Raw genomic sequence first — 21,814 nt, 5'->3', positions numbered from 1 at the left:
GGAGGGTCCGATCAAGCCTCCGCGCCATGCCCCGCCCTCAGACCCTCGCGCACCCGGTGCGCGACCTCGATGAACTCCGGCGTGTCGCGAATATCCAGTGGGCGCTCGGCCGGCAGCGGGCTCTGGATCACGTCTGTGATCCGCCCCGGCCGCGGGCTCATCACCACGATCGTGGTGCTCAGATAAACCGCCTCGGGAATGGAATGGGTGACGAACCCGATGGTCTTGCCGGTCCGCGCCCAGAGCGCCAGCAGCTGCTCGTTCAGGTGATCGCGCACGATCTCGTCCAGCGCGCCGAACGGCTCGTCCATCAGCAGGATGTCGGCGTCGAACCCCAGCGCCCGCGCAATGCTCGCCCGCTGCTGCATCCCGCCCGACAGTTGCCAGGAATACTTGCCGCCAAACCCTTCCAGATCAACAAGTTGCAGAACGTCCTTCACGCGCCGTTCCTGCTCCTCGCGAGAGAACCCCATGATCTCCAGAGGCAGCCTGATATTGCCCGCGATGGTGCGCCAGGGATAAAGCCCCGCGGCCTGGAACACGTAGCCATAGGCGCGGGCCTTGCGGGCCTCTTCAGGGCTCGTCCCGTTCACCGTGATGCTGCCCCCGGTCGGCTGCTCGAGCGCCGCCATCACCCTCAGGAAAGTCGTCTTGCCACAGCCCGAGGGCCCGATGAAGCTGACGAATTCCCCCTTGCGAATGGTCAGGCTGACATCCTTCAACGCCTGCACCGGACCGTCCCCGGTCTGAAACGTCAGGTCAAGATTCCGCGCCTCCACGGCGACCGCGCCGCTCATCCCGCCAGAACCGTTCCAAAGAAGAGCTTCACGCCAGAGTTGATTGTTTTACAACATAAAATTCTTCCACTCCCCACCGATCAGACCCCCGTCGCGGGGATGCCGCTGCGCGCCACCGGGCGCGGCGCGGTCAAATCCTTCCAGGTCGACAGGGCCCGGTTCACCGGCGTGTTCGCCTCGCGGGCCACGAACTTGCCATGCCCCTCCTCGGTGCGGATCTCGCCGTCATGCACCACGACCTTGCCCCGCGTCAGGGTGAACCGCGGCAGCCCTTTCACATGCTTGCCTTCGAACACGTTGTAGTCGATCGCCGATTGCTGCGAGGCCGCCGTGATGGTCTTTTCCTTTTCCGGGTCCCACACCACCAGATCGGCATCGGCCCCGACCAGAACCGCGCCCTTTTTCGGATAGCAATTCAATATCTTGGCGATGTTCGTCGAGGTAACGGCGACGAACTCGTTCGGTGTCAGCCGGCCCGTGGCGACCCCGTGGGTCCAGAGCATCGGCATCCGATCCTCCAGCCCGCCGGTGCCGTTGGGGATCTTGGTGAAATCGCCCACCCCATAGCGTTTCTGCTCGGTGGTGAAGGCACAGTGATCGGTCGCCACCACGCTCAGGCTGCCCGCCTGCAACCCGTTCCACAGGCTGTCCTGGTGCTGCTTGTTGCGAAACGGAGGGCTCATCACCCGCCGCGCCGCATGATCCCAATCCTGGTTGAAATACTCGCTCTCATCCAGCGTCAGGTGCTGGATCAGCGGCTCGCCCCAGACCCGCTTGCCCAGCATCCGCGCCCGCCGGATCGCCTCGTGGCTGTCCTCGCAACTGGTATGCACGACGTAGAGCGGCACGCCCGCCATGTCGGCGATCATGATCGCCCGGTTGGTGGCCTCGCCCTCGACCTGCGGCGGGCGCGAATAGGCATGCGCCTCGGGTCCCGTATTGCCCTCGGCCAGCAACCTGGCCGACAGTTCCGCCACCACGTCGCCGTTCTCGGCATGCACCATCGCAATGCCACCCAGCTCCGCAAGCCGCTGGAAAGACGCGTAAAGTTCGTCATCATTCACCATCAGCGCGCCCTTGTAGGCCATGAAATGCTTGAAGGTGTTGATGCCCCGCTCCTGCACGACGGTCTTCATCTCGTCAAAGACCTGCTCGCCCCACCAGGTCACCGCCATGTGAAAGGAATAGTCGCAATTGGCCCGCGTCGACTTGTTGTCCCACCGCTTCAGCGCATCCAGCAGGCTCTCGCCAGGGTTGGGCAGCGCGAAATCCACCACCATCGTGGTTCCACCCGCCAGCGCCGCCCGCGTGCCGCTCTCGAAATCGTCGCTGGAATAGGTGCCCATGAACGGCATCTCAAGATGCGTATGCGGATCGATCCCGCCCGGCATCACGTAGCAGCCCGTGGCGTCCAGTTCCTCGTCACCCGTCAGCCTCTTGCCGATCTCCACGATCACCCCGTTCTCGACCAGCACATCCGCATCATAGCTTAGATCCGCCGTCACCACGGTGCCGTTCCTGATCACTGTCGACATGTCGTTCTCCCTCTCTGCAACGGGGCCAGCCGCCCTCTTCATTTTCGCGGAAATACTCTGGGGGTCCGGGGGCAAGGCCCCCGGCGCTACGCCACGATTTCCGCCGTTTCCACCACCGCGTGAAACAGCACGTTCGCCCCGGCCTCGGCCCATTCCGGTGAAATCTCCTCGGCTTCGTTGTGGCTCAAACCGTCCACGCAGGGACACATCACCATCGCGGTCGGCGCCACGCGATTGATCCAGCAGGCATCATGCCCGGCGCCGGAAATCAGGTTCATGTGGCTGTAGCCCAGCCGTTCGGCCGCATTTCGGACCGCCGCGACACACCCCTCGTCAAAGGCCACCGGGTCGAATCCACCGACCTTCTCGAAGGCGACTTCGAGGCCCATCCCATCACAGATCGCCTGTGCCTCGACGCGCAACTGCGCCTCCATGTCCTCGATCACGGAAAGGTCCGGGCTGCGGAAATCGACCGTGAAGACCGCCTTGCCCGGAATCACGTTGCGCGAGTTCGGATAGACATCGATATGGCCTGCCGCCCCGACCGCGTGCGGGGCGTGCGACAGCGCGATCTCCTCGACTTTCTCCAGCACCCGCGCCATGCCCAGCCCGGCATTCCTGCGCATCGGCATCGGGGTCGAGCCGGTATGGCTGTCCTTGCCGGTGATCGTCACCTGCGTCCAACTCAGGCCCTGCCCATGCGTGACAACGCCGATATCCTTTTTCTCGGCCTCGAGGATCGGCCCCTGTTCGATATGCAGTTCGAAGAACGCATGCATCTTGCGCGCGCCGACCTCCTCATCGCCACGCCAACCGATGCGCTGCAACTCGTCGCCGAACGTCTTGCCCTCCGCATCCTCGCGCCCATAGGCCCAGTCTTGGTCGTGGATGCCCGCGAAAACCCCCGAGGAGAGCATCGCCGGTGCGAACCTCGTGCCTTCCTCGTTGGTCCAGTTGGTGACCACGATCGGATGTTTCGTCTTGATCCCCGTGTCGTTCAACGTCCGCAGAATCTCGAGTCCGCCCAGAACGCCCAGCACACCGTCATACTTCCCGCCGGTCGGCTGGGTGTCGAGATGACTGCCCACATAGACCGGCAGCGCGTCAGGGTCGGTTCCTTCACGGCGTGCGAACATGTTGCCCATCTGGTCGAGCCCCATCGTGCAGCCCGCCGCCTCGCACCAGGACTGAAACAGCGCGCGCCCCTCCGCATCCGCGTCGGTCAACGTTTGCCGGTTGTTCCCGCCGGCGACACCGGGGCCGATCTTGGCCATCTCCATCAGGCTGTCCCACAGCCGTTCGCCGTTGATCCTGAGGTTCTGCGCCGGTGCCGTCATCCCTGTTCTCCCCCGCGGTTCGGTCCGCTGTTTCGCTTTGATTTGACCATCTGGTCAAACCGACGCTATCACGGCAGGGTGTGCAGTCAAGAAGCCGCCGGACCTTGCGCGGTCGGAACCGGTCAAGACGGTCACAAAGCGGGCAACCACCGTCGGGGAGAGCCGATGACCAGCACTTCGCGGACGACCCGCATTCAGGCGCGCAACCGTGCCGCGATCATGGACGCAGCACTCGACGTCTTTTCGGCGCAGGGCTTTCGCGGCGCCACGGTCGACCAGATCGCCGAGGCGGCGGGTCTGAGCAAACCCAACCTGCTGTATTACTTTCCGTCCAAGGAGGCGATTCACGACACGCTTCTCGAACAGCTTCTGGATACCTGGCTCGACCCGTTGCGCGCGATGAAGGACGATGGCGACCCGCTTCCCGAACTGCTCGGCTATGTGCGCCGCAAGCTCGAGATGAGCCGAGACTACCCGCGCGAAAGCCGCCTGTTCGCCAACGAAATCGTACAAGGCGCACCGCGGATCCACCAGGCCCTCTCGACCGATCTCAAGACGCTGGTCGACGGGAAAGCAGCGGTGATCCAGCGCTGGATGGACGAGGGGCGGATCGCCCGCGTGCATCCGTATCACCTGATCTTCTCGATCTGGTCGCTGACCCAGCACTACGCCGATTTCGACGTCCAGGTGCGCGCCGTTCTGGACCACGAAGATCCGTTCAAGGGCGCTTCCGACTTCATCGAAACACTTTATACCCGCCTTCTCACGCCCGGTTGAAGCGCGACGCTCCGCCGGGAATCGGCGGTTTGGTGCCGTGTTGAGCGCACCGGCCACATTTCCGCCACCTCCGCCTGATCCCCTGCTATGGCGGTTCAGCCCGACAGCAGAAGATGCAACGCCATGACATTTGACAACACCCGCCCCACCGCCTCCGACGCGCTCAGCCTGACCGAGCTCGATCTCTATCACCGGCTGATGGACTATCGCGCCGCCAACGGACTCGATCCGATCCCCTTGTCACTTAACCTGACGACCACGGCCGGACGCCACGCGGCGGACACGCTCTACAACATCTGGCAACCGAATCTCGACTTGCCCGAGGGCGCCAACCTGCACAGCTGGTCCGACGCCCCCTATTTCACGGATCACAGTCAGCCCGCGGTGATGTGGACCGCGCCGCAGCGGATCGGCACCGACTACCCCGGCTACGGCTTCGAGATCTCCGCCGCCGGCTACGGCGATATCGGGGACGCGCTGGCCGGCTGGCAGGGTTCGCCCGGGCATGATGCCGTCATCCTTAATCTTGGCGGTTGGGCCAGCCAGACCTGGAACGCCATCGGCATAGGTGTCGAGATAGACCCGACGGTCGGCACCTATGGCGGTCGCATCTACCACGTTTGGTTCGGGCGCGAGGCCGATCCGGACGGGGCCGGTGACATCGAGGGGACGAACGCCGCCGAGACGATCGAAGGGACCGCCTTTGACGACCGGATTCATGGCCGATCCGGCAACGACAAGCTGATGGGCGACGCGGGCCGCGACAGGCTCATGGGCAATGGCGGTGCCGACCGGATCGAAGGGGGCTCAGGCCCCGACAGGCTGTTCGGCGGCAACGGGCGCGACACGCTGCTGGGGCAGAACGGGCGCGACCGGATCGACGGCGGCCGGGGCGACGACACCCTGACCGGCGGCAAGGGGATCGACACCTTCGTGTTCCGCGCTGCAGATTTCGGGACCGACACGATCACGGATTTCGATGGCGACCGGATCCGGATCGCTGCGCCCGGTGAAGCCAGCGATCTCGCACAGGTGACCGCGGCCCTCGAACAATCCGGCAACGCCGTGATCTACGACCACCTCGGGGACGGGCAGAACGTCATCGTCCTGCAAGACACGTCTCTGGCCACGCTCGACCTGTCCCTGTTCCTGCTCGGCTGACCGCGCGCCAAACCACGCAATCCAAGTTGACGCAGGCTCACTCGGCCGCACGCGCGGCCGGGTTGTTCGGATGCATGGTCCAGTTGGCGTACTCGGCCTGCACCACCTTGCCGGTGCGCGGATCCACCTCGCCGGGCTGCATCGGCACCATGCTGATGCAATCCTCGACCGGGCAGACATCCACGCAGAGATTGCAGGCGACGCATTCCGCGTCGATCACCTCGAAAATACGCTCCGGGCTCATCGAGATCGCCTGGTGGCTGGTATCCTCGCAGGCCGCATAGCAGCGGCCGCACTTGATGCAGGCGTCCTGGTCGATCTTCGCCTTGGCGACATAGTTCAGGTTCAGGTACTGCCAGTCGGTCACGTTGGGGACCGCACTACCGATGAAATCGGCGGTTCCGGAATGGCCCTTCTCATCCATCCATTGCGACAGGCCCGCCTTCATCTCCTCGACCACGCGGAAGCCATAGGTCATCGCCGCGGTGCAGACCTGCACGTTGCCGCAGCCGAGCGCCATGAACTCCGCCGCATCGCGCCAGGTGGTAACGCCGCCGATGCCGCTGATCTTCAGGCCGCGCATCTCGGGATCACGCGCGATCTCGGCGACCATGTTCAGCGCGATCGGCTTGACCGCCGGTCCGCAATATCCGCCATGGCTGCCCTTGCCGTCGATCGAGGGTTCAGGGCTCATCGTGTCGAGATTGACCGAGGTGATCGAACTCACCGTGTTGATCAGGCTGACGGCGTCCGCCCCGCCATTATGGGCCGCGCGCGCCGGATACCGAATATTGGTGATGTTCGGCGTCAGCTTCACGATCACCGGGCGTTTGTAATGCTGCTTGCACCAGCGCGTGACCATTTCGATATATTCCGGCACCTGCCCCACGGCGCTGCCCATGCCGCGTTCGCTCATCCCGTGCGGACAGCCGAAGTTCAACTCGATCCCGTCGGCATTGGTCTCCTCGACCCTGGGCAGGATGGCTTTCCAGGCCTCTTCCTCGCACGGCACCATGATCGACACGATCAAGGCCCGGTCCGGGTAGTCGGCCTTGACCCGTGCGATCTCCTCGAGGTTGGTTTCAAGCGGCCGGTCGGTGATCAATTCGATGTTGTTCAGACCCAGCAACCGCCTGTCCGCACCGTAGACCGCACCGTAGCGCGGGCCGTTCACGTTGACCACCGGCGGTCCCGCCTCGCCCAGCGTCTTCCAGACCACGCCGCCCCAGCCGGCCTCGAACGCCCGGCGGACGTTGTATTCCTTGTCCGTCGGTGGCGCAGAGGCCAGCCAGAACGGGTTCGGGGAGGATATCCCCAGGAAATCGCTCTTCAGATCCGCCATGTCGCTGCCTCTCCCATCCGTGTGAAGGTCGCTTTTCTCAGTTCGAAAATCCCCATGCCCCAACCTCAGCCGCTGCTGCTCAGGCGGGCATGAATGTCCATCGCCGCATCCCGGCCCTCGGCCACCGCGGTCACGGTCAGGTCGTCGCCACCGTTGGCGCAATCGCCCCCGGCCCACACCCGGTCAAGCGAGGTGCGTCCCGCGCCGGTCACCACGATCTTGCCGCCGGTCAGTTCGACCCCATCGGGCGCGCCGTCCAGCACTTGCCCGATTGCCTTGAACACCTGGTCCGCCTTCAGCCGGATCGTTTCGCCGGTCGGCGTCAGCCCGCCGCCCGAGCTCTCGGTGTATTCGATTTCGATCTCGCGCACGGCGCCGTTGCCATGCACGGCCACCGGCTGCACGTTGGTCAGAATGCGCACTCCCTTGGAGGCCGCGAGATCCTGCTCATAGCGGCTCGCGCCCATCGCGTCGCGGTCACGGCGATAGGCGATGGTCACGTTCTGCGCGCCAAGCAGCTTGCTCTGCACGGCCGCATCGATTGCGGTCATGCCGCCGCCGATCACCACGACGTCGCGGCCGACCGGCAAGGCGGTCAGGTCCTCGACCTGGCGCAGATCGGCGATGAAGTCCACCGCGTCGCGCACACCGTCCTTGTCCTCGCCCGGGGCGCGCAGGGCGTTGACCCCCGCCAGGCCCATCGAAAGGAAAACCGCGTCATGCGATGCGCGCAGATCCTCAAGCGTGACCGACCGCCCGAGGGCGGAGCCCGTCTCGATCCGGATTCCACCGATCTGCAACAGCCAGTCGACCTCGGCCTCGGCGAAGTCGTTGGTCGATTTGTAGGCGGCAATACCGAACTCGTTCAGCCCGCCGGATTTCTCGCGCGCCTCATGGATCACCACATCATGTCCCAGCATGGCAAGGCGATGTGCACAAGCCAACCCCGCCGGCCCCGCCCCGACCACGGCAACGGTCTTGCCCGTCGGCGCCGCCCGCTCGAACGGGTGCACCCCCGCTTGCATCAGTGTGTCCGTCGCATAGCGTTGCAGGCGCCCGATCTCGACCGGCTTGCCCTCTGCGGCCTCGCGCACGCAGGCTTCCTCGCACAGCGTCTCGGTCGGGCAGACCCGCGCGCACATCCCGCCCAGAATGTTCTGCTCGAAGATCGTACGCGCGGCGCCCTCTGGATGACCGGTCTGGATCTGCCTGATGAACAGCGGGATATCGATCGCTGTCGGGCAGGCCGTCACGCAGGGCGCGTCATAGCAGAAATAGCAGCGGTCCGCCGCCACAGCGGCCTCATGCGGCGCGAACGGAGGATGCAGGTCGCTGAAATTCTCGGCGAGCCTGTCCGCGGGCAATCGCCCCGCGACGATCCCCGATGCCATCTGGCCTTTCGCCATCTCGATCTCCCTGGTTGTTGCCGTCCTTTGAAATCAGACTGCCACAATCGGGCACATTATCAATGATTTTTTTACCGGATGGTCAAATTCGGTTCGCGCGCTCCCCGCAGCGCCCGAAGAGCCAGCAGCAAGGACGGATCAGACCTGGTCTGCCAGATGTCCCGTCTTGGTCCACAGCCGGGCGCCCTGCACCCCGGCGCGCGCCGTCAGTTCGGCACCCGGCGGCAAGCGCAGCCAGTCCCAACGCCCGAAAGTTTCGCCCGATTCCTCGAAGCTGCCCTCGATGACGAAGACTTCGCAGCCACCCGAGGTGTCGAGTTCGAGCGATGCGCCCGGCGCAAGCACCATCATCTGCACCTTTTCGCGCACATCCTCGAAGACCTGCGCGGCCGGTCCTGTCAGGCCTGTCGTATCCACATGAACCTGCGTGCGATCCGCCGGATCGAACTGGTGCAGCTTCACGAGGATGGTAGCACCCTCCGCGGCAGCGGGCGTATGCCGCGAAGTCGGCGGGTTGCGCACATAGCTGCCCACCGGAAAATCGCCGCTTTCGTCCTGGAACACGCCGTCCAGGACAAGATATTCCTCGCCCCCGCCATGCGTGTGGGCTGCAAACGCGCTGCCCGGCGCGAAGCGCACGATGGAGGTGGCGCGAGCGACTTCCTCGCCGATCCGGTCGAGCATCTTGCGTTCGACTCCCGCCGATGGCGACTGGACCCAGGGCGTATCCTCGAAATGCACCGCCGCGCGCTTGCTGAAATCGGCATTGAGTCTCATCGCGTCTCTCCTCTCCCTTGTCCGTTCGCAATATGCGGCACAGAAGCCGATTTCCGCGAACAAGGGAACGGACCTCACAGGAATGTTCCGCAACCAGACGCATCGACCCCTCGGGAATAAATGGCAAACCCGACTGCTATCGCCAAAAATGATACCTGATTTCGGACTATCACCTTGTCCTGACACCGACCTTGGCCCGACCCTTCACCGCACCATTTCAGGAGGAAAAGCGATGTCACGATTGTCCGCGTTCAATTTTCAGAAATGGATCGACGAACACCGTCATCTTCTGAAACCGCCGGTCGGCAACCAGCAGGTCTGGGAAGACGCGGACCTGATGGTGACGGTGGTGGGCGGGCCCAACAAGCGCACGGACTACCATGACGATCCGGTCGAGGAGTTCTTCTACCAGCTCGAGGGCGACATGCTGCTCAAGCTCTATGATGGTTCCGACTTCTATGACGTGCCGATCCGGCAGGGCGACATCTTCCTGCTGCCGCCCCATGTGCGCCACTCGCCGCAACGTCCGCAGGCCGGGTCGATCGGGCTGGTGATCGAACCCAAGCGCCCCGAGGGGGCCAAGGACGCCATCGAATGGTATTGCTTTGACTGCGGCGCGCTGGTGCATCGGGCGGAACTGCTGCTGCAGAGCATCGTGCGCGACCTGCCGCCGGTCTATGAAAGCTTCTACGCGTCGACAGAGGCGCGCACCTGCCCCGACTGCGGCAGCGTGCATCCGGGAAAGGAACCGCCGGAGGGCTGGGTCAAGTTGTGATCATGGCGTAATCTCGCAAAAAAACGATTCTATCAGGGAGAACGGAATGAAACTGACGATCAGGGACTTCGCCGCCGGTGTTGCCGCGGCGGTGGTGCTGGCGGCCGCACCGGCGATGGCCAAGGACTTTCGGCTGGGGCTCATCACGCCGCCGCCGCATGTCTGGACCAAGGCCGCCGAAGCCTTCGGCGCCGAGTTGGCCGAGGAATCCGGAGGCGCGCATTCCGTCACCGTCTTCCCGGCGCGGCAGCTGGGCAACGAGGCGCAGATGTTGCAGCAGTTGCAGACAGGTGCGCTCGACATGGCCTTCATGACCGTCGCCGAAGTCAGCAACCGCGTGCCCAACATGGGCGCCTTCTACGCCCCCTACCTGGCGGACGACATCGGCCATGCCGCCGCGATCCTGCGCTCGGACACCGCGCGCGACATGCTGGCCGTGCTGCCGCAGGAGGCCGGCGTCGTCGGTGTCGGTTATGGCAGCGCCGGGCTGCGCCAGATCGTCAGCCGTGGCGAGATCAACTCGGCCGAAGACCTCGCTGGGCTAAAGCTGCGGATCACGCCGTTCGACCCGATCCTCGATTTCTACAACGCGCTCGGCGCGGCGCCGACACCAATGCCATTGCCCGCCGTTTATGACGCGCTGGCCAACGGCCAGGTCGACGCGATCGACATGGATGTGGAACTGATCGACGTGCTGAAGTACTACGAGCACGCCGACACGATCCTGTTCTCCAACCACATGATGTTTCCGATGGTCGGGCTCATCTCGGCGCGCGTCTATGCCGGTCTGTCGGACGAGGACAAGGCGATGATCACCGAACTCATGGCCAAGCATGTCGATACCACGCTGGACACCTACACCGCCAAGGAGCCGGTCTGGACCGAGAACCTGATGGGCGTCGGTAAGACGACCAAGACCGTCGGAGCCGAGTTCTTCGGCGACGCCATCGCCACCTGGGAAGGCATCTGGTCTGACAAGGCACCCTCGCTCCCCGCGCTGCGCGAAACCGCGGCCTCTTTGAAGTAACCGCTGCAAGGCGAATGGCAACGGGCCGGTCCCGCCGGCCCGTTGCCGCGTATCGGACCCTTTCTTCATGCTGCAACGGGCATCCCATTTCTGGGCGCGGGTCGAAATCGCCTGCGCCGCCGCGCTGGCCGCCGCCGTCACCGGCCTGATCCTGCTGAACGTGGTCACGCGCGCGGCGGGCAACGCAATCTACTGGGTCGATGAAGCCGCGATCTACGCGATGGTGTGGATGACCTTCCTCGCCGGCTCCGCCGCCATCCATTACCGCAGCGCGGTTTCGGTGACGGTGGTGCCTGAACTGGCAGGCGAGCGCACACGCCGCCTGCTGGAGCGTGTGGTCGATGCAGTCACCTTCGTCTTCGCCTGCCTGCTGGTCTGGGTCTGTCTGCGATGGTTCATGCCGCTGGACCTCGCGCGCGCCGGATGGGACGTGAAGACATTTCAGGGCGCGACCTTCAACTTCATCTATGCGGAGCCGACCAATACGCTGGGCATCCGCAAGGTCTGGGTCTGGCTGGTCATGGTGCTGTTCGCCGCCGGAACCCTGCTGCATGCCACCGCGAACCTGTTCACGCCGAGGCGGGGTGCTTCCGAATGACGCCGGTTCTGTTCCTGATCCTGATGTTCGCCTCGGTTCCAATCGCGCTGGTCCTCGCGCTGACGGCGCTCTGGTACATTTACGAAAGCGGCAACACGGTTCTGTACGACAGTTTCGCCCAGCAGATGTTCTCGGGAGTCGAAAACTATGGCCTGCTTGCCATCCCGCTCTTCATCCTGACCGGAGAGTTGATGAACGAGGGCGGAATGACGAAGCGCCTCGTTCAGGCGGCGCGGGTCTTCGTCGGCGGATTTCGCGGCGGGCTGGCCTATATCAACCTGCTCGCCAACATGTTCATGGCCGCGATCATCGGCTCGGCCGCCAGCCAGATCGCGGTGATGTCGCGCGCGATGGTGCCCGCGATGACCAAGGAGGGCTACGACCCCGGATTTGCCGCCGCCACCACGGCGGCGGGCGGGTTGCTGGCCCCGGTCATCCCGCCGTCGATGCTCTTCGTGATCTATGGCGTTCTGGCGCAACTGCCGATCGGCGACCTGTTCATCGCCGGGATCATTCCCGGCCTGATCCTGGCGTTTTCCTTCTTCGTGGTGATATCGCTGATCGGCCTGGCGCGGCAATATCCCAAGGGAGAGTGGATGACCTTTCCCGAGGCCGCGCGCGCCCTTCGCAATGCCCTGCCCGCCTTCCTGATCCCGCTCGCCATCGTCGGCGGCATCCTTTTCGGCATCGCCACCCCGACCGAAAGCGCGGCGGTCGCCTCGCTCATCGCCTTCGCCATCGGCTGGCTGGTCTATCGCGAGATCAGGCCGCGCGATCTCGGCGCGATGTTCGTGCGTACGGCGACCAATTCGTCGCTGGTCATCTTCATGATCGCCGCTGCCAACGTGTTCGGCTGGGTCGTGATCTACGAGGAACTGCCGCAGAAGCTCGCGGCCTTCATCTCGACAGTCACCTCCGATCCCTTCACCTTCCTGTTGATCGTCAACCTGTGCCTGCTTGTGGTCGGCATGCTTATCGACGGCATCGCTGCGTTGATCCTCGTCACGCCGATCCTGCTGCCTATCGCGATGAACACCTATGACATCGACCCCTACCAGTTCGGCGTGGTGATCAGCCTGAACCTCGTGCTCGGCCTGCTGACACCGCCGGTCGGGGTCGGACTCTACATCGCTTCGGCCATGTCCGGCGTGCGTCCGTTCACGATCTTCGCAGCCCTCTGGCCGTTCCTGCTGGCGGTTTCGGTGGTTCTGATCCTGCTGAGCTACTTCCCGATCCTCAGCACGGCGCTGATCTAGAGCGTCGCGCCGATCTCGCCCAGAGTGCGAATGAAGGCGTCGGCGGCCGGCGACAGCGCGCCGCGTCGTCGATAGGAAACTCCGACCGGCCCGGTCCCGACCGGAACCGTCCAGTCGAGCCGAGCGAATGCCCCGCTGTCGAGATCCGCTGCCGCCACGTGACTGGGCATCACCGACACCAGTTCGCTGCGCAGCAGCAGCGCGCGGTTGGTCAGGTAGGACACGGAATCCACCACTCGCCGCGGACTGCTTTCGGGCCGCGTCGCGAACAGCTGATCCAGTTGCCGGCGCAAGGTGGTTTCCGCCGGTGGCAGGATCCAACTCAGCTCGGCCAGATCGTCCAAGGTCAGGTCCGTGCGCCCGTCAAGGGGATGCCCGGCACGCACGACGGCGACGATCCGCTCCTGGTAGAGCGTTCGCTGCTCCACGTCGTCGCGGTGGCGGTGCGTCGGCAACCGCCCGACGACAAGGTCGAGTTCGCCCGAGCGCAACGCCGGCATCAGCACTTCGTTCGTGCCCTCCACGACCTTCACCACAAGGTCGGGGCGCTCGCGCAGCATCGCGTCGATCGCCATTGGCAGCACGCGCGCCGAAGCCGCCAGCAAGGTGCCCACGACGACGCGCCCAGCCGTGCCTTGTGCCAGGTCGTCCAGTTCCTGCGCCGCGTGTGCGATCTGGGCGAAGACGAGCTTGCCATGCCGGATCAGAGAGTCGCCGAACACCGTGGGCAGGACGCCGCGATTGGTGCGAGTGAACAGCTGCACCTCGAAATCGGTTTCCAGATCCTTGATCATCTTGGTGGCGGCGGGCTGGCTCAGGTTCATCTCCCGCGCGGCGTGCAGGATGCTTCCGTGGCGCGCCACCGCCACCAGCAGGCGCAACTGCTTGAGCTTGAGCCGCGTCAGAACCCGCTCGACCCTGCGCGAGGCGCCGCGGCTCATCCGATCACCAACGCCTCGGTGCGGTTGCGGATCGCGCGCACCACGCTCATCGCGGTGAGCGCCGAGGATTTCGGATTATCCGGCATCCCCATGCCTTCGATCGTGAAGCGGAACCTGCCGAAATCGCCCGACGCCGTGATCTCGTGGATGTTGCGCGCGATGGTGGGGTCGGCGATCAGCCGTGCCTTCGTCGCATCGAGCCCGAGCCCCGCCAGCGCCACGCTGGCAGCGACGTTGGCGTTCTTGGGATAAGCCAGCGCGCAGTCCCGCGCAGACCCCTCGAAATGAACCGCCGGCGCGTCGAGCCGGTCGAGATCCAGCACTTCCTCGGCGGCCGAGCCACGCCAGCCTGCGGGCGGCTTGCGCCCGGTATAGCTGACCTCTTGCAGATCGCCGGCCGCGGCTGCAGACAGCGCGTCCAGCGCCCCGATCGCCCCCGTCGCAAGGTGCAGCCGAGTGCCGCCGCGCTTGGCCGCTGCCGTAAGGCCCGCATACAACTCGTTGTCCGCAAGCGCGCCGACCGACACGGTGACCAGCGGCAGGCCCCGCGCTAGAGTATCCGCCCCATGAGCGCGCACACCGTCATGACCCGCGCAATCCACGACCACGTCGAGCGCCTCGGGCAGGTCGGCCGCAGCGTTGACCACAGTCACTCCTCCCAAGGCCGCGCGCGCCGCCGCCTCACGTCCCGGCCGCGCGATCACCGCCGCGACCTCGAAACCGTTTCTTTCGGCCTCGCGCGCCACGTAGCCCGCAACGGCACCATAGCCGATCATTCCGATACGTTGCATGTCGCCCCTGCTATTCCCCAAGACTATATCCAGATCACAGGCTTGTATTTGCGATTATATCCCTGCCATGGTCAAGCTGCCTGGTGCTGAACGGGGGCTTCATGTCAGACAGGACACCCAACATAGGGCAATCGGTGCCCAGCCGCGAAGGCACTGCACTGCTGCGCGGTGCCGGTCAGTTCACCGGCGACATCGCCCTGCCGGACGCACTGGTGCTGCACATCCTGCGCAGCCCGGTCGCGGCCTCTCGCCTTTCCATCGGCGATCTTTCGGGCGCGCGCGCGATGCCGGGCATCGCCGCGATCCACACCGGCGCGGACGTTGCCGAACTGGGCCGCCTGCCGATCAACCCGGTTCTGCCGCTGGATCGAATGCCCGATTTCCCCGTTCTGGCCCACGATCGGATCGATGCCGTGGGTCAGCCCGTCGCGGCGATCCTCGCGGATACAGCAGATCAGGCATTGGACGCCGCCGATCTGATCCCGCTTGATCATGAAGACTCGCCCGCCGCAGAGGCCGGCCCGCTCGCAGAACGCCGCTGGCGCGCCGGCGACCCCGACGCCGCCTTTGCAGCAGCCTGCCATGTGGTGTCCGTGACGATCACGCATCCGGTGCTTGCACCCTCGCCGCTCGAACCCCGCAGCATCGCCGTACGCTATGCGCCCGAGACGGAATCGGTCACGATCTGGCAATCCACCCAGACCCCACACCGTACCCGCAGCGCGTTGGCCAAAATTCTCGACCTGTCCCCCGACCGGCTGCGCGTGATCGCACCGGATGTCGGTGGCGCCTTCGGCATGAAGGGCTCGATCTATCCCGAAGAGGTGCTGGCGGTCTGGGCCGCCTTCCGGCACCAGCGCAACGTGACGTGGTGCGCCACCCGGTCGGAAGAGTTTCTGTCGGCCACCCACGGGCGCGGCCTGACCAGCCGGGGCGAGTTGGCGGTGAGCGACACCGGGCGATTTCTCGGGCTGAAGGCCGAGATCGAAGCCCCTCTCGGACACTGGGTGCCCAACAGTGGCCTGATTCCGGCCTGGAACGCCGCCCGGGTGCTGCCCTGCGCCTATGACATCGCGGATCTCGACGTCGCGACCACGGCCCGGCTGACCGCCCAACCGCCACGCGGCATCTATCGCGGAGCCGGTCGGCCCGAGGCCAATGCCCTGATGGAACGGCTGGTGGACGAAGCCGCGCGCGTCACCGGGATCGACCCTTTGGAGTTGCGCCGCCGGAACCTGCTTGCGCCCGATCGACTGCCGCATCGCACAGGCACCGGCAACCTGCTGGACAGCGGTGACTATCCCGCCGCCGTGCAGGATCTTCTGGACAGCGGCACGGCAAACGAGATGCGCGCATGGCGCGATGCCCGGCGCGCGGACGGTGATCTGGCCGGCGTCGGTGTCGCCTTCTATGTCGAACCCTCGGGTGAAGGGTGGGAAAGCGCGCGCGTGACGCTGCATGAAGATCGCGCCGCCATTGACAGCGGGTCCAGCGCGCAGGGCCAGTGGCGCCGCACCGCGTTCGCCCAGATCGCGGCTGATGCGCTCGACCTGCCGGTGTCGGCGATCACCGTGCGATACGGCGACACCGGCACCTGCCCCGAAGGGATCGGGGCGCTGGCCAGCCGCAGCACCGCCATCGGCGGCAGCGCGGTGCAGGAGGCCTGCGCCAAGGCACTGGCCTTGCGCGCAAAGGGCGCGCCTTATCCAATCACGGTCGACACCCGCTACGAGGCCGAAGGCCAGGCTTGGGGCTTTGGTCTGTGTCTCGCCGCGCTCACCGTGGACCGCGACACCGGGCGGATCACGCCCCACCGGATCTCCGTCCTCGATGATACCGGCACCGTGATCAATCCTGCCCTGGTGCGCGGTCAGATCTTCGGCGGGCTCGCGCAGGGTCTGGGCGAGGCGCTGCTGGAGGAGGTGCATTTCGACGCCGACGGACAACTTTTGACCGGTTCGTTCATGGACTACGCCATGCCGCGCGCCACTGACCTGCCACCCATCGACCTGCAGAGCCGCCAGTCAGCTTCGCCAATGAACCTGCTGGGGGCCAAGGGTGTCGGCGAGGCCGGCACGATTGTGGCCCCCGCAGCGCTGCTGAACGCGGCAATCGACGCCCTGCGCCCCGTGGGCGTGACCGATTTGACCATGCCACTCACCCCCTGCAAGGTCTGGCAGGCCATGCAGACCGCCGGAACAGGACAGACATCATGAAGTACAGCCGACTCGACGCCAAGGACCACGCCCGCGATCACATGCGCGGCATCTGGGCCGCCGCCCTCAACCCGTTCAACGCCGATTTCTCGCTGAACGAGGCCGGCCTGCGGGCCAACATTCGCCACTGGATCGATGACCTGGCCATCCAGGGCCTGTTCATTGCCGGCAAGCAGGGCGAGTTCTTCTCGATGTCGGTGACCGAGCGGAAACGCAATTTCGAGATCGCGGTCGAGGAATGCGACGGCAAGGCCGGTACGATCATGTCCTGCTCGGACCAGAATTTCGACACCGTGATCGAACTGGCGAAGCATGCGCAAGCGTGCGGCGCGGACTATATCGTGGTCCATGCTCCGATGCTGCACTTCGTCACCGACCCGGACGACACCGTCTACAATTACTACAAGACGATCTGCGACCAGGTCGACATCGGCATCGCGATGTGGAGCCATCCGGACAGCGGCTACCTGATGTCGCCCGAGCTTTGCGCGCGGGTGGCGGAATTGCCCAACATCGTTGCGATCAAGTATTCGGTCCCGCGCGACATGTATGTGCGCCTGACCCATCTTGTCGGCGACAAGATCCATGTCTCGACCGCGGCCGAGGCCGAATGGCTCGACAACATCGTCGAACTGGGCTGGAAACTCTATCTGTGTTCCTCGCCGCCCTACCAGATCCAGAGCAAGGTCGACCAGCGGATGAACGAATACACCCGCCTGGCCTTCGAGGGCCGTTTCGACGAGGCACGCGCCGTGTCGGCCAGCCTGCAGCCGGTGCGCGACGCCTTCAAGGCCTCGCGTCCCGGCGGCAAGCCGCAGGCACATGGCAAGTACTGGCAGGAGCTATTGGGGCAAGTCGGCGGCCCGGTTCGCCCGCCGCTTCTGCAATTGACCGATGCGGAAAAGGAGCGTACCCGCGAGGCGTTCGAGAACTGCGGCCTGAAGATCTAGGAAAGCAGGGAGCCTGCCTTTGGGTCCATTTTCGAAAGTGGGCCCGCCTGACCTGCACCGATCATCGAGCGCCCCCTGCATTTCACGGGTTTTGGGGATCGCAAGCGCAGCCTATAGTAGAGCTGCAGGCAAGCCCGATCTGGGGAGACCATGGCAGACAACCCGGCCGCGCGCCAACCGTTCAACGTCCTGATCGTCGCGCAGACTGGACGGCTGCAATACGAAGCACTTCTGTTCGCGGCGTCGCTGCGCCACATGTCACCAGACTTCAAGGGACGGCTGATCGTGGCGATGCCGGCGCACGGCCCGCTCTGGACCAAGGACCCCACCATACACAATCAAGAGGTGCTGGCCGCGCTCGCCAGACTTCAGGCCGAGGTTCTTCCCTTCGACTCTCGTGTCTTTGGCGAGTCCTATCCGCAAGGCAACAAGATCGAGGCGTTGACCCTGCTGCCCGAGGGTGAACCCTTCGTGTTCTTCGACACGGACACGCTGGTGACCGGCGATCTGATGCGCGTGCCCTTCGATTTCGACAGGCCCTGCGCTTCGGCCCGCTGCGAGGGCACCTGGCCGCAACCGACGCTCTACGGCCCTGGGTATGGGCAGATCTGGAAGGCGCTCTACGATCGGTTCGGCCTGGACTTCAACGCCAGCCTCGACCTCACCCAGCCCGAGGGGCATTGGCGGCGCTATCTCTATTTCAACGCCGGTTACTTCCACGGGCCCTGCCCGCGCAAGTTCGGGCGGCTGTTCCACGACTATGCCACGTCGATCCGTGACGATCCACCGCCGGAACTTGTGGGGCAGACGCTCTACCCCTGGCTCGACCAGATCGCCCTGCCGCTGGTCGTTCAGGCGATGGGCGGCGGACGCGACGCGATGCCGCCGGGATGGATCGACGGCGAGACAACCTGTCATTACCGACTCTTCCCTTTGCTCTATGCGCGCGAGAGCGATCATGTCGTGCAGACGCTCGAAACCGTCGCGGCGCCGAACTGGATCAAGAAGGTGCTGAAGCAGCACGAGCCGATCCGGCGGTTGGTCTATCAGGGACGCGGCGCGAAACTGCGGGCGATGTTCGACCGCTCGGCCCTGCCGAGACGCGAGCAGGCGATCCGCAACCGGATCAAGGCGGCGGGCTACTGGATCCGCTGAAACCGCCCCGAAGAAAGAATGGGTCGCCGAGTGACGGCGACCCCTTTCCGAGTTCGATGACTACAGGTCGGCCTCAGGCGGCCTTGTCGAGCAGCGTATAGGTGCTGAGGATTTCGCCCTGCACCTGCGCCCGCATGATCTTGCCGCTTTCGTCGCGCTTGCTCCTCGCGCCGGCGGCACGCTTGATCAGGCGTCCCAGCTGCTGATTCAACGGTGCCCGTGCACGGGCGGCACGCTTGGGATTCTCGTCATTTGTGCTGGTGGCCTGCGCGTAAAGCCGTGTGAAGGTCTCGTCCTGCGCCGCCTTTTTCAAGACATTGCCGATGAAATGCTCATCGAACGCACCCTCTTCATCGGTCTTGCGCGCCAGGTCGACAGCATAGTCCAGCACCGCCCGTTTTGCGCGCAGCCGCTCGGCCAGCGGGTCGCCCGCCGGGGCATTGGCCATGACGTGGTTTTCGACCACCTTCTGCAGATAGGGCGCCAGGTCCATGCCGGCGGCCTTGGCTTCCGCGGCCATGAACTTGCGCACTTCGGTTTCCAAGATGAACGTCATCTTGTTGGCTTCGGCGATCCGCTGACGCTTCTCCTGCCGACGGCTCGGTGCCGCCGCGCCGCCCTGTTCGTCCGCGACTTCAGGTGCTGCGGAACCTGTTTTCTTTGGCTTTCTGGCCATGTTGGCCTCCTTTTATAACATAGGTTTCTTGTATGTTGATCACGACTATCTGTCAACATAGTTGCAAACAATGCATGCGAGCAAAACGTTTAGATTTCGTGTCAACGCGCCGCCGATGATGCACGCAGTTGTCAGCCACGGGCCAATCGCATAGGTCTTGGCGAAACCGATAACCTTTGGGAGAGACAAACCATGACCGATGGCCCCACCTACGGCTTTGACACGCTTCAGATCCATGCCGGGGCCCGCCCCGATCCGGCGACCGGCGCGCGGCAAACGCCGATCTACCAGACGACGGCCTACGTGTTCCGGGATGCCGATCACGCCGCCGCACTCTTCAACCTGCAGGAAGTCGGCTATATCTATTCGCGTCTGACCAACCCGACGGTCGCCGTGCTGCAGGAAAGACTTGCGACGCTCGAAGGTGGCGTCGGCGCGGTTTGCTGTTCGTCGGGCCATGCCGCTCAGATCATGGCGCTGTTCGCGCTGATGCAGCCCGGCATGAACATCGTCGCCTCGACACGGCTCTATGGCGGCACCGTCACGCAGTTCAGCCAGACCATCAAGCGGTTCGGTTGGTCAGCCAAGTTCGTCGATTTCGACGATCTCGATGCGGTCAAGGCGGCGATCGACGACAACACGCGCGCCGTGTTCTGTGAATCCATCGCCAATCCCGGCGGTTACATCACCGATCTGGACGCGATTGCGGGCATCGCGGATGCCGCCGGCATTCCGCTGATCGTCGACAACACGAGCGCCACCCCTTACCTCTGCCGCCCGATTGAACACGGCGCGACCCTGGTCGTGCATTCGACCACCAAGTACCTGACCGGAAACGGAACCGTCACCGGCGGCTGCATCGTGGATTCGGGCAAGTTCGACTGGTCCGCGAACGACAAGTTTCCCTCTCTGAGCGCGCCGGAACCCGCCTATCACGGTCTGAAATTCCACGAGACTTTCGGCCCCCTCGCCTTCACATTCCACGGGATCGCCATCGGCCTGCGTGACCTCGGGATGACCATGAATCCGCAGGCGGCGCACTACACGCTGATGGGTATCGAAACGCTGAGCCTGCGGATGCAGCGCCATGTCGAGAACGCCGAAAAGGTGGCGACCTGGCTCGAAAGCGATCCGCGAGTCGAGTCCGTGACGTATGCCGGGCTGGAGTCCTCTCCCTATTTCGACCGCGTCAAGACGATCTGCCCCAAGGGCGCGGGCGGTCTGTTCACCTTCGCGGTCAAGGGCGGCTATGATGCCTGCGTCAAACTGGTGAATGCGCTGGAAATCTTCAGCCACGTCGCCAACCTGGGCGACACGCGGTCGCTGGTGATCCATTCCGCCAGCACCACGCACCGTCAGTTGACGCCCGAGCAGCAGGAAGCCGCTGGCGCGGGACCGAACATGGTGCGAATCTCGATCGGGATCGAGGACGCGTATGATCTTATCGCCGATCTCGACCAGGCGCTGGCCAAGGCCAGCAGCTGACCCAATGGATGGGGCCGCTTCCTCGCGGCCCCCGACCGTCAGTCTTCGATGGCGAAAACCATCGAGACCGAGGCCGACAGAGTGACCTCGCCGGCGGCGACCGGTGCACCTGAGTCGCGCGCGGCAGCCATCTCCATCATCATCGGGCGCGGTGCGCCGCTGCCCTGCTCGGTGATCGAGACCACCGGACCAAGCGTCACACCAGCGGCGTCCGTCAGCAGTCGCGCTTTCTTCGTCGCGTCGGCGACCGCAGCGGCCAGCGCCTCGTCTTGGAGTGCATCCGACTCCTGAACTCCAAAGGACAGGCCATTGAAATCGTTGGCCCCATCGGAAACGACCGCATCCAGCAGCGCGCCCAGTCGGTCGAGATCCCGAACCCGAACCATGACCATGTTGCTGGCAGTAAAGCCGGTGATGCGCGGTCGATCGCTGTCTGACTCCGTCCGTCTCGACCAGACCGGGGAGAGCGCGAAGCGGCTGGTCTGAACGTCGCGCGATTCCAGTCCCATTTCTGTCAGGCGATCGAGGATTCGCCACACCGCGTCGGACGTGGCCTGCATCGCATCCCCGGCCTCCTCCGCCTCGTTGGTCACACCCAACGTCACGCTCGCCATGTCGGGCACCGCTTCGACGCGGCCCTCGCCCGTAACGGCAATACGCCGCTCATCGGAATCGGCCCATGCCGGGGCCGCAAGGGCCAGACTTATCAGTGCACTGGCCAGCAAATCACGTGGTTTCAGACCCATATTCCTGCTCCTCTCGATCATGTCTCTGCACTGTGCTCGTCGGCGACCCAGATCGGCAAGGCATGA

At 64.7% G+C, this 21,814-nt stretch carries 20 protein-coding genes; 10 read left to right on the top strand and 10 right to left on the bottom strand.

Annotated elements, in window-relative coordinates; translation table 11 throughout:
• Positions 1-11 precede the first annotated feature (11 nt).
• The 3 genes from JF290_RS02615 to JF290_RS02605 form a co-directional block, all read right to left on the bottom strand.
• Entirely contained in the window at positions 12-797 is a 786-nt protein-coding gene (locus tag JF290_RS02615; RefSeq protein ID WP_199023168.1) for an ABC transporter ATP-binding protein, read from the bottom strand.
• 80 nt (positions 798-877) lie between these two features.
• Positions 878-2,332, bottom strand: a complete 1,455-nt coding sequence (hydA, locus tag JF290_RS02610; RefSeq protein WP_199023167.1) for a dihydropyrimidinase — start codon at positions 2,330-2,332, stop codon at positions 878-880.
• 86 nt (positions 2,333-2,418) lie between these two features.
• The gene (locus tag JF290_RS02605) at positions 2,419-3,669 is read right to left on the bottom strand and encodes a Zn-dependent hydrolase (protein WP_199023166.1); all 1,251 of its coding nucleotides are present in this window, start codon (positions 3,667-3,669) and stop codon (positions 2,419-2,421) included.
• Between the two features lie 165 nt (positions 3,670-3,834).
• On the opposite strand from JF290_RS02605, the gene JF290_RS02600 reads away from it, so the two are divergent.
• Positions 3,835-4,446 carry a TetR family transcriptional regulator C-terminal domain-containing protein gene (locus JF290_RS02600; protein WP_199023165.1) on the top strand — a complete coding sequence of 204 codons (612 nt, stop codon included), beginning with the start codon at positions 3,835-3,837 and terminating at the stop codon, positions 4,444-4,446.
• A gap of 123 nt (positions 4,447-4,569) precedes the next feature.
• Positions 4,570-5,607, top strand: a complete 1,038-nt coding sequence (locus JF290_RS02595) for a hypothetical protein (protein WP_199023164.1) — start codon at positions 4,570-4,572, stop codon at positions 5,605-5,607.
• A 37-nt stretch (positions 5,608-5,644) separates the two neighbouring features.
• Here JF290_RS02595 and preA read toward each other — a convergent pair whose 3' ends face one another.
• From preA to JF290_RS02580, 3 genes are all read right to left on the bottom strand, one after another.
• A complete protein-coding gene (gene preA, locus JF290_RS02590; protein WP_199023163.1) occupies positions 5,645-6,949 on the bottom strand; it encodes an NAD-dependent dihydropyrimidine dehydrogenase subunit PreA in 1,305 nt (434 codons plus the stop codon).
• A gap of 65 nt (positions 6,950-7,014) precedes the next feature.
• A complete protein-coding gene (locus tag JF290_RS02585; RefSeq protein ID WP_199023162.1) occupies positions 7,015-8,355 on the bottom strand; it encodes an NAD(P)-dependent oxidoreductase in 1,341 nt (446 codons plus the stop codon).
• Positions 8,356-8,493: 138 nt separating this feature from the next.
• Positions 8,494-9,132 carry a cupin domain-containing protein gene (locus tag JF290_RS02580; RefSeq protein ID WP_199023161.1) on the bottom strand — a complete coding sequence of 213 codons (639 nt, stop codon included), beginning with the start codon at positions 9,130-9,132 and terminating at the stop codon, positions 8,494-8,496.
• 232 nt (positions 9,133-9,364) lie between these two features.
• Here JF290_RS02580 and JF290_RS02575 point away from each other — a divergent pair, with 232 nt between their 5' ends.
• The 4 genes from JF290_RS02575 (at position 9,365) to JF290_RS02560 (ending at position 12,788) form a co-directional block, all read left to right on the top strand.
• Positions 9,365-9,907 carry a 3-hydroxyanthranilate 3,4-dioxygenase gene (locus JF290_RS02575; RefSeq protein WP_199023160.1) on the top strand — a complete coding sequence of 181 codons (543 nt, stop codon included), beginning with the start codon at positions 9,365-9,367 and terminating at the stop codon, positions 9,905-9,907.
• Between the two features lie 46 nt (positions 9,908-9,953).
• Complete coding sequence (locus JF290_RS02570) at positions 9,954-10,934, top strand: TRAP transporter substrate-binding protein (protein WP_199023159.1); 981 nt, start codon at positions 9,954-9,956, stop codon at positions 10,932-10,934.
• A 67-nt stretch (positions 10,935-11,001) separates the two neighbouring features.
• Positions 11,002-11,532, top strand: coding sequence for a TRAP transporter small permease (locus tag JF290_RS02565; RefSeq protein WP_199023158.1), 531 nt, complete (start codon positions 11,002-11,004; stop codon positions 11,530-11,532).
• Complete coding sequence (locus JF290_RS02560; protein WP_199023157.1) at positions 11,529-12,788, top strand: TRAP transporter large permease; 1,260 nt, start codon at positions 11,529-11,531, stop codon at positions 12,786-12,788. The genes JF290_RS02565 and JF290_RS02560 overlap by 4 nt, the downstream gene beginning before the upstream one ends.
• On the opposite strand, the gene JF290_RS02555 is transcribed toward JF290_RS02560, so the two are convergent.
• Together JF290_RS02555 and JF290_RS02550 are read right to left on the bottom strand one after the other, a co-directional pair.
• Positions 12,785-13,729, bottom strand: coding sequence for a LysR substrate-binding domain-containing protein (locus tag JF290_RS02555; RefSeq protein ID WP_199023156.1), 945 nt, complete (start codon positions 13,727-13,729; stop codon positions 12,785-12,787). The two genes, JF290_RS02560 and JF290_RS02555, sit on opposite strands and share 4 nt — an antisense overlap.
• Positions 13,726-14,520, bottom strand: coding sequence for an aspartate dehydrogenase (locus JF290_RS02550; RefSeq protein WP_199023155.1), 795 nt, complete (start codon positions 14,518-14,520; stop codon positions 13,726-13,728). The genes JF290_RS02555 and JF290_RS02550 overlap by 4 nt, the downstream gene beginning before the upstream one ends.
• A gap of 101 nt (positions 14,521-14,621) precedes the next feature.
• On the opposite strand from JF290_RS02550, the gene JF290_RS02545 reads away from it, so the two are divergent.
• The 3 genes from JF290_RS02545 to JF290_RS02535 all read left to right on the top strand — a co-directional run bounded on the left by JF290_RS02545 (position 14,622) and on the right by JF290_RS02535 (position 18,841).
• Complete coding sequence (locus JF290_RS02545) at positions 14,622-16,736, top strand: xanthine dehydrogenase family protein molybdopterin-binding subunit (RefSeq protein ID WP_199023154.1); 2,115 nt, start codon at positions 14,622-14,624, stop codon at positions 16,734-16,736.
• Positions 16,733-17,686 (top strand): dihydrodipicolinate synthase family protein, encoded by a 954-nt coding sequence (locus JF290_RS02540; protein ID WP_199023153.1) that lies wholly within the window; start codon positions 16,733-16,735, stop codon positions 17,684-17,686. The genes JF290_RS02545 and JF290_RS02540 overlap by 4 nt, the downstream gene beginning before the upstream one ends.
• A 150-nt stretch (positions 17,687-17,836) precedes the next feature.
• Positions 17,837-18,841: a hypothetical protein gene (locus JF290_RS02535; RefSeq protein ID WP_199023152.1), complete on the top strand. Its 1,005-nt coding sequence runs from the start codon at positions 17,837-17,839 to the stop codon at positions 18,839-18,841.
• 73 nt (positions 18,842-18,914) lie between these two features.
• On the opposite strand, the gene JF290_RS02530 is transcribed toward JF290_RS02535, so the two are convergent.
• A complete protein-coding gene (locus JF290_RS02530) occupies positions 18,915-19,517 on the bottom strand; it encodes a hypothetical protein (protein ID WP_199023151.1) in 603 nt (200 codons plus the stop codon).
• A gap of 192 nt (positions 19,518-19,709) precedes the next feature.
• On the opposite strand from JF290_RS02530, the gene JF290_RS02525 reads away from it, so the two are divergent.
• Positions 19,710-21,002 (top strand): O-acetylhomoserine aminocarboxypropyltransferase/cysteine synthase family protein, encoded by a 1,293-nt coding sequence (locus tag JF290_RS02525; protein ID WP_199023150.1) that lies wholly within the window; start codon positions 19,710-19,712, stop codon positions 21,000-21,002.
• Between the two features lie 38 nt (positions 21,003-21,040).
• On the opposite strand, the gene JF290_RS02520 is transcribed toward JF290_RS02525, so the two are convergent.
• A complete protein-coding gene (locus JF290_RS02520) occupies positions 21,041-21,748 on the bottom strand; it encodes an SIMPL domain-containing protein (protein ID WP_199023149.1) in 708 nt (235 codons plus the stop codon).
• Between the last annotated feature and the right edge of the window lie 66 nt (positions 21,749-21,814).

This window comes from Sedimentitalea arenosa, from assembly GCF_016428585.1.
GTDB lineage: Bacteria > Pseudomonadota > Alphaproteobacteria > Rhodobacterales > Rhodobacteraceae > Sedimentitalea > Sedimentitalea arenosa.
Note: the sequence above shows the minus strand (reverse complement) of the source record. Positions and strands in the feature narration are given on the sequence as shown.

What these genes read in the sequence shown, in the direction of transcription:
- JF290_RS02615 (WP_199023168.1), bottom strand. Translation starts at nt 797, where the DNA reads ATGAGCGGCGCGGTCGCCGTGGAGGCGCGGAATCTTGACCTGACGTTT.
- hydA (WP_199023167.1), bottom strand. Translation starts at nt 2,332, where the DNA reads ATGTCGACAGTGATCAGGAACGGCACCGTGGTGACGGCGGATCTAAGC.
- JF290_RS02605 (WP_199023166.1), bottom strand. Translation starts at nt 3,669, where the DNA reads ATGACGGCACCGGCGCAGAACCTCAGGATCAACGGCGAACGGCTGTGG.
- JF290_RS02600 (WP_199023165.1), top strand. Translation starts at nt 3,835, where the DNA reads ATGACCAGCACTTCGCGGACGACCCGCATTCAGGCGCGCAACCGTGCC.
- JF290_RS02595 (WP_199023164.1), top strand. Translation starts at nt 4,570, where the DNA reads ATGACATTTGACAACACCCGCCCCACCGCCTCCGACGCGCTCAGCCTG.
- preA (WP_199023163.1), bottom strand. Translation starts at nt 6,949, where the DNA reads ATGGCGGATCTGAAGAGCGATTTCCTGGGGATATCCTCCCCGAACCCG.
- JF290_RS02585 (WP_199023162.1), bottom strand. Translation starts at nt 8,355, where the DNA reads ATGGCGAAAGGCCAGATGGCATCGGGGATCGTCGCGGGGCGATTGCCC.
- JF290_RS02580 (WP_199023161.1), bottom strand. Translation starts at nt 9,132, where the DNA reads ATGAGACTCAATGCCGATTTCAGCAAGCGCGCGGCGGTGCATTTCGAG.
- JF290_RS02575 (WP_199023160.1), top strand. Translation starts at nt 9,365, where the DNA reads ATGTCACGATTGTCCGCGTTCAATTTTCAGAAATGGATCGACGAACAC.
- JF290_RS02570 (WP_199023159.1), top strand. Translation starts at nt 9,954, where the DNA reads ATGAAACTGACGATCAGGGACTTCGCCGCCGGTGTTGCCGCGGCGGTG.
- JF290_RS02565 (WP_199023158.1), top strand. Translation starts at nt 11,002, where the DNA reads ATGCTGCAACGGGCATCCCATTTCTGGGCGCGGGTCGAAATCGCCTGC.
- JF290_RS02560 (WP_199023157.1), top strand. Translation starts at nt 11,529, where the DNA reads ATGACGCCGGTTCTGTTCCTGATCCTGATGTTCGCCTCGGTTCCAATC.
- JF290_RS02555 (WP_199023156.1), bottom strand. Translation starts at nt 13,729, where the DNA reads ATGAGCCGCGGCGCCTCGCGCAGGGTCGAGCGGGTTCTGACGCGGCTC.
- JF290_RS02550 (WP_199023155.1), bottom strand. Translation starts at nt 14,520, where the DNA reads ATGCAACGTATCGGAATGATCGGCTATGGTGCCGTTGCGGGCTACGTG.
- JF290_RS02545 (WP_199023154.1), top strand. Translation starts at nt 14,622, where the DNA reads ATGTCAGACAGGACACCCAACATAGGGCAATCGGTGCCCAGCCGCGAA.
- JF290_RS02540 (WP_199023153.1), top strand. Translation starts at nt 16,733, where the DNA reads ATGAAGTACAGCCGACTCGACGCCAAGGACCACGCCCGCGATCACATG.
- JF290_RS02535 (WP_199023152.1), top strand. Translation starts at nt 17,837, where the DNA reads ATGGCAGACAACCCGGCCGCGCGCCAACCGTTCAACGTCCTGATCGTC.
- JF290_RS02530 (WP_199023151.1), bottom strand. Translation starts at nt 19,517, where the DNA reads ATGGCCAGAAAGCCAAAGAAAACAGGTTCCGCAGCACCTGAAGTCGCG.
- JF290_RS02525 (WP_199023150.1), top strand. Translation starts at nt 19,710, where the DNA reads ATGACCGATGGCCCCACCTACGGCTTTGACACGCTTCAGATCCATGCC.
- JF290_RS02520 (WP_199023149.1), bottom strand. Translation starts at nt 21,748, where the DNA reads ATGGGTCTGAAACCACGTGATTTGCTGGCCAGTGCACTGATAAGTCTG.